This window comes from Paraburkholderia sp. BR14320, from assembly GCF_040948665.1.
GTDB lineage: Bacteria > Pseudomonadota > Gammaproteobacteria > Burkholderiales > Burkholderiaceae > Paraburkholderia > Paraburkholderia youngii.
Map to the genome: position 1 here is coordinate 1 of NZ_JBFPKG010000112.1, position 6,431 is coordinate 6,431.

The following is a 6,431-nucleotide window of genomic DNA, read 5'->3' on the forward strand; positions in this document are numbered from 1 at the left end:
GAAGTCGGCCTCACAGTGCTTTAAAAAGGTTGATGCGCGTTGAAATTGCACAATGCGAAAGATTTAGCGACGGTGGGCGCTCAAATCGTGGAACGTCGATTCCGGGCGGGGGTATTTCCGCATCCTGCTAGTCGATAGCGGACCCAGCAGGTCTTTGTTCACAATTTGAAAATTGTCAGATCCGCAGGTATGCCAAGTTATTGACTGGACATAGTATGGCGTTAGTTCATCATCCACGCTGGAACCAACTGACGCGTGAGTCGGGTCGGTGACTGAACCGCCGTCCGAGCCACCGCAACCATTCAGCGCGACCGCAATCAAAAGAGCCCCTAAAACGCGAATCTTTTTTAATGTTTTTGTCATCATGTCTATGTTCAACAAATTGTCTATGTTCAACAAATGTATCGATTCTTCATCGTCCGGCCAGCTAGAATGGTGCATTATGGTGCGGCTGTCACTTATGAATTTGAATCAGATTGACATTGATCAGAAATCAATACTCGCAGCAATAAGAAACGCCGATACTCGCAAAGGCTCCATCAACCTTCCTTATGCACACTTAAACAATATCGAGTGATATCGCGCGTCCGAATGGCGTTATCATCTCCTTGGCAGCAGAGGGATGCGCAGACGAGCTGGATCGTTCTCATGTTGGCCCTTTTGGCGACATGCTCGAAAGGTCACACACTCTATTGCAATTGAGCTGAACAACGACCTTGCGATTGCTGTTCCTGCACCGGCGACCAGTCAGCTATTTTCCGTTGGAATAATCGATGTAAAGGATGCGGACACGCGTTACTGAGGGTAGTTGTGGCCATAGCGGCGGCTTAGTTTTGCTGGCCGCAATGAGCCCGACGAGGCTTCGCTGTCGACATCCCCGTTATGCAACAAGATGCGAGAACCAAATGATGCTACCGCTGCCAGCGGCAGTCATCGGTGAGCAGTACATGCGGCCAAGCTACGTGTTGGGAATATTGCAGCGATGGACGTTTGAGGACGTCGGCCTTGGTGTACAGTCGACCCGCCGGCGCAAGCGAGCAGCAGCAGATTGAGGTCGCCGGGCACAACCGCAACGTCCGCGCTGGTCGATCAGCTCGATGCATTCTCGAAAATTGTGGCACCACTGCCGGATTGCGATGTTCGCCGATGCCTAGTCCACCGTACCGCCGCACCCTGCGCCTGATCTTTGCCTACGACGGCGACGCGCTATCGCTCGCCTCAAAGCATCTGGTCGAAATGACCCTGCCACCCTCGCATGAGCTGTGCAGCTCCGAAGGCAAGGCGGGGTTCTGGTTCGAATTGCGCGACCCCCACGGCCGGCCGTTATACCGACGGATCCAGCATGATCCAATGCCGCGGTATCGCGAAGCGCATGCGCCCGGCGCGACCCCAACGCACGTTACAGCTCTGCGGCGCGGCGTTTTCGAAATTCTTGTACCGGCCTATTGGGAAGCGGCGACACTGGTTCTGTTGGCGACAGAGCACCCGCCGGTCGCACCATTCGGCACGATCCGCGCCGAACGAGCGCGCAGCGGTGGCCCGCGGGTTGGCACGGGTGCGGCGCGCGAAATCGCCCGATTCAGTTTGGATGACATCCTGAAATGACTACCGCAGATGGCGCCGTCATCGGCGTCAGCAAGATCATCGACCACGGTCCTGATGTATCGCGTTGGAATCTTGTGATCCTTGGCGACGGCTACCAGAGGGCCGAACTGGCGACCTATGCGACCGACGCGTGGAACTTCGCAAACGCTGTCGCCGGTACCGCGCCGTTCAACGAGATGTGGTCGGCCGTCAACGTACACCGCGTCGAGGTTTCCTCGACCGACAGCGGCGCTGACGACCCCGCGGGCTTGTGCAACGGTACCGGCGCGACGGCGCGCACCTATTTCGACGCGACGTTTTGCGAAGGTGGGCAAATACGGCGGCTGCTCAGCGTCGACGCCGCTACAGCGTTGAACGTCGCGCGCACGCAGGTGCCACAGACGAACATGACGGTAGTGATCGTCAACAGCACCATCTACGGCGGTTCCGGCGGGCCGGTCGCGGTGTTTTCGAAAGCAGACGGCGCAGAGCAAATTGGTATCCACGAAATGGGGCACACGGCATTCGGCCTCGCCGACGAATATTCGACGTACGCCGGTTGTTCAAGCGGTGAAACTGGCCACGACACCTATACGGGAACCGAGCCGGCACAACCCAACATAACCGCCAACACCGACCGCGCGACGATCAAATGGGGCGCACTGATCGCTGCGGCCACTGCGCTACCGACCACCGTCAACGCTAATTGTACGCAATGCGATACCCAAGCATCGCCTGCCCCGGCCGCTACGGTTGGTGCATTCACAGGCGCAGGGTATTTCCATTGCGGATTGTATCGTCCACAATACAACTGCCAAATGCGTACGCTCGGGAAACCGTTCTGCGCGGTCTGCCTGGAAGTCATCAGGAACACGCTTAAGCCATTCCTGCCGCTGCCGCCTGTCACGAGCCACTTCACCCCAACTTCTGGCAACCCCGGTGGCGCGAACGTTGATGCAACCACAGCGGATTCATCGGCCTGACTGCGGTCCGCGCGCGGCGTCGGTAGTAGCGAACGTCGTTATCGAGTCCGGCCCACGGATCAGCACGCTTAGCCCTTCGGGCGCAGGCAGCAAAGCGGGCGCGATTGCGGCCTAGTTCAGCTACATCATAGCGAGACTGCCGTCGATCATGAACGTCAGCCCCAACACCGGTTGGAGCGCGGCCGGCAATGCTGACCATCAGAGGAATCGGCGTCACTCATGCGAGTGACGCCAGCTTTGGCAGCAATCCCACGCTATGGCCTCGACTCGGTCGCGCAGGCAACCTCGACAGGCCCCGGACGGTCGATAAGCATCGGCGCTACAATTACTACGCCATCGGGCACGTCAGGGGCCAATAGAGCGGCATCTTCGCCTATTGTTGATCGAGCTAAAATTCACCCAGTCTGGACCGCCACTTCGCCAGCAATGGTTACGTGCATAAGGCGCTGATCGTCCGTCGATCCGATGCGATCAGGGAATCACCAGGTCGGATGCGAGCATTCGTAAGCGGCTAGCCAAGCCGCCTTGACGGATTAACTAGTGGCTGGTCGCGGTCGGTCGCCAGCGATGCGGTAGTAATGCCGCGATATCGCTGGCCTTGTGGGTCGGCAGTCACGTGAGGACATCTTTCAGATAGGCGTGCGGCTCGTGCCCATTGAGTTGTGGTGAGCGCAACAGGCCCATGATGGCGGCAGCGCGTTGGCCCGCTCGCAGCGAGCCGGCGAACAACCAGTTACGCCGATAGCAAGTTCGCGATCATTCTGCCCATATCGGGCAAGAAGTTGAAGTCCATTACCGTTGACATCCCCTGTATGGGCGTCGCGTCAAGGTACGAGACGTCGAAGAGCGGAGCGGCGGTCGCGTGGTGCACGTTGAGGCCAGCCTAGGCGTAGTGAGGGTCGTGTCGGCGTGGATGCTGGATGCGCATCTCAGCCTGACGCACGTTCTTCATGTCGAATGGAACCGGCACGAATGCCGGCGCCCGGAGTCCCATTTGCCGGAAGTAATACAGCGTCGGACGCGCAGGTTGACGTTCATCAAGGCGTATGTGATTGCGCCTGCCACAATAGAAAAAAGCGTAGGCCAATTGCAACCAGAAAATTCCATGTGGACCATGAAGTACTATATAAGACCTTAGCTTGGTGCGTTTTCCCGTTTGTGCACGACTGGCACCGCGTAGCGCTTCCCAGCGCGCGCAAACACAATGAGGTTCTCTTGTCGGCTTCGACCATATACCGAACATGCCGCCATGGACGGCATCATTGGCCACCGGCTGGTAGACCTGACGTTCGAGCGCCGCTGATGACTTGTTACATCTGCCCGCGACGAACGAAGGCTTGGTGCCCTATCCCTTCGCGCTACTGACTGGTGTACCTAAGCCGAAAATGCACAACACGCTGCCTGCCTAGGAAGCAGCTCATCTGCGCTTCCGCACCTACACGACGCACGTCTACGACCGGCTAATGTCAGACCATCATTGCGATGCGTGGCTCCTCGCGATCGCGACGCCGCATCGGAAGACTTTCTGCCCATTGCACGAGGACAAGGGTTATGACAATGCTACACGCCGAGCGTTACCACGACATCTCATGCGGTCACCGCCTAGTGGGACATGAAGGCAAGTGCAAGAACCTGCATGGGCACAACTACCGCGTTCATTTTGATTGCGAAGCTTCCTCACTCGACGATCTCGGGCGCGTCATCGACTTCGGGGCGATCAAGACACTGCTTTGCAATTGGCTCGAGGATCACTGGGATCACCGCATGTTGCTGTGGATCGAAGATCCGTTCTATGTCGGCTTGCGCGACCTCGATCCGTCGGTGGTCGGCGTGCCCTTCAATCCGACCGCTGAAAACGTGGCGCAGTGGCTGGTAACCGAGCTCGGCCCTGATATCTTGCAGGGAACCAGCGTCCGGTTGGTCGAAGTGCGAATCGAGGAGACGCGCAAATGCACTGTGACGTACCGGCGCTAACTGTGCCGCCCGTTGACATCTATCCCGTCAACGAGATTTTTGAATCGTTGCAGGGCGAAGCCAGCTTCACCGGCACACCGTCGGTGTTCATCCGCCTGCAGGGGTGTCCAGTCGGTTGTCCGTGGTGCGACAGCAAGCATACGTGGGAAATGGTCCCGGAGCGCGCGATCAGCGTGGGCGCGATGCGTCTGAAAGAAGCGTCACCGTGCGACAGCTATGCGTGGTACGGCGTACAGACGTTAGCCGATATAGTGCGGGCGTCAGATGCTGAGCACGTGGTCATCACGGGCGGCGAACCGTGCATCTACGATCTGCGCCCGCTGATCACGAAGCTCGAAGCGTGGCATCACCGGGTCCAGGTCGAAACCTCCGGCACTTACATACCGCTCGTGACGCCAAGCACTTTCGTCACCGTCAGCCCCAAGTACGCCATGCCCGGTGGCCGCACGGTGCTAGATGAAGCACTGTGGCGAGCCAACGAGCTCAAATGCGCGATCGGCAAGCAGCGCGACGTTGGCATGGTGCTCGAGAAACTTGACCCGCTCCACCAAGCGCGAGACATACCGATCTGGTTGCAGCCGCTGAGCCTGTCGTCTCGCGCCACGGATATCTGCATTCGGGCCGCGCAACGCTACGGCTGGCGCGTATCGTTGCAGATACATAAACTCATCAACATCAGATAGCATCTCCATCTTGGTCTGGCAACGCGAGGTGAAGGTCCTCCCAGTTGATCAAGAAAAATATAAGGCGTCATCAGTTGCGTAGAGCTAGCCGGAACCTCGTCAGGGCATTCCGCCATGTCCGGGCATCGCGAACGCGCCCGTGTGGAATGGCATGAGTCATGGCGGAACTTTGAGCTGAAGTGCGCTTACACCGTACCGCGTCGAGGTAGGTGTCGACGTGCATCGGCAAGGCGTCGAGCAGGCCGCCCAAAAGTGCGCGTGCGAACGGTTCGCGCGCTGTCGGGCCACTGCATGCCTTACTCGCGCGGCGGGCAGCATGCGGTGAAATGACAAGCGCAAAGGCCAGCGACAAGCTCGCTTCCGCGATCATGTTCAGCCGAGCAACGGCAAGCGATTCTGAACGCGTCAGCCGGCGCAGAAGACTATGGATGATGTTCGTGCGGCACTCCGCCAATAAGTTCAGATCACCGGTCGCTACACTCGCGCCCGCTTTAAGGACGTCCAAGGCGCTAGCAATTCGCGAAGCGGTACGAAAACCAGCGTCTGGCTGGTTGAGCTTGTGCCTTACGAGGGTTGGACATCATGCTCGACGTTTGGAGCTAGCGTTGCATTGCCCCCCCTTGAACAGCGGCGCGCGGGATCTTGCGTAACGCTCTCGGGGGCGGCCGCGTTCTGCGCAGTCTGGCGCCGCCGCATTGGCCGACGGCTCGCACCGTCCCAGCAGACTCCAGCAGGAAACAACCCGATTAGGCCAGATTTAAGCACCTTGAGCTTGAACAGGCGTCCCCAAGCTGCTTCACAGTGCGGCATTGTCTCGAGGCGCCAACGGTATCTCGCCCCTGATTGACACATGTTAAGCGCGCTTTTGACGGATACGGCTATACTAAATGCACCGTTCGTGGCAAACGTTCGTCAAGACCCATAGGCGTCGGCCGCGTCTTCACATTTAAGAATCCGCCATGACAGTACAACCCATTACATCGCTCAATCTGTGCGCTGCAACTCTCACGCTCGCCCTGCAAATGCAGGCGAGCTACCACGAAACCCTGAAACGAAATTGCGATCTGAGGTTACAGCGTATTAGCAGCCTGCGGAAGTACCGCTGAAACGCGTCATCGCGCTGCGTTCGTGAAGCGTTGATAGAAGGAGCCCAACAACCCGATGGAGATTATGCGCGGCGCCGACACATTCACCGAGAGTCTGTTTT

Annotated in this window: 4 protein-coding genes and 1 pseudogene; 4 read left to right on the forward strand and 1 reads right to left on the reverse strand. The window is 58.2% G+C overall.

Annotated features, from left to right (window positions below; translation table 11 throughout):
- Positions 1–1,146 precede the first annotated feature (1,146 nt).
- Positions 1,147–1,605, forward strand: a complete 459-nt coding sequence (locus tag AB3X89_RS38525; protein ID WP_368587855.1) for a hypothetical protein — start codon at positions 1,147–1,149, stop codon at positions 1,603–1,605.
- Positions 1,602–2,567 (forward strand): M64 family metallopeptidase, encoded by a 966-nt coding sequence (locus AB3X89_RS38530; RefSeq protein WP_368587856.1) that lies wholly within the window; start codon positions 1,602–1,604, stop codon positions 2,565–2,567. The genes AB3X89_RS38525 and AB3X89_RS38530 overlap by 4 nt, the downstream gene beginning before the upstream one ends.
- Positions 2,568–3,104: 537 nt before the next feature.
- Here AB3X89_RS38530 and AB3X89_RS38535 read toward each other — a convergent pair.
- Positions 3,105–3,308, reverse strand: a pseudogene (locus AB3X89_RS38535) (transposase domain-containing protein); the annotation flags it as partial.
- Positions 3,309–4,124: 816 nt separating this feature from the next.
- On the opposite strand from AB3X89_RS38535, the gene AB3X89_RS38540 reads away from it, so the two are divergent.
- Together AB3X89_RS38540 and queE are read left to right on the forward strand one after the other, a co-directional pair.
- Positions 4,125–4,541, forward strand: a complete 417-nt coding sequence (locus AB3X89_RS38540) for a 6-pyruvoyl tetrahydropterin synthase family protein (protein ID WP_368587857.1) — start codon at positions 4,125–4,127, stop codon at positions 4,539–4,541.
- Positions 4,542–4,543: 2 nt separating this feature from the next.
- Positions 4,544–5,224, forward strand: coding sequence for a 7-carboxy-7-deazaguanine synthase QueE (gene queE, locus AB3X89_RS38545; RefSeq protein ID WP_368587858.1), 681 nt, complete (start codon positions 4,544–4,546; stop codon positions 5,222–5,224).
- Positions 5,225–6,431 lie beyond the last annotated feature (1,207 nt).

Bases quoted from the DNA above. Each gene is read 5' to 3' on its own strand.
- AB3X89_RS38525 (WP_368587855.1), top strand. From the start codon at position 1,147: ATGCCTAGTCCACCGTACCGCCGCACCCTGCGCCTGATCTTTGCCTAC.
- AB3X89_RS38530 (WP_368587856.1), top strand. From the start codon at position 1,602: ATGACTACCGCAGATGGCGCCGTCATCGGCGTCAGCAAGATCATCGAC.
- AB3X89_RS38540 (WP_368587857.1), top strand. From the start codon at position 4,125: ATGCTACACGCCGAGCGTTACCACGACATCTCATGCGGTCACCGCCTA.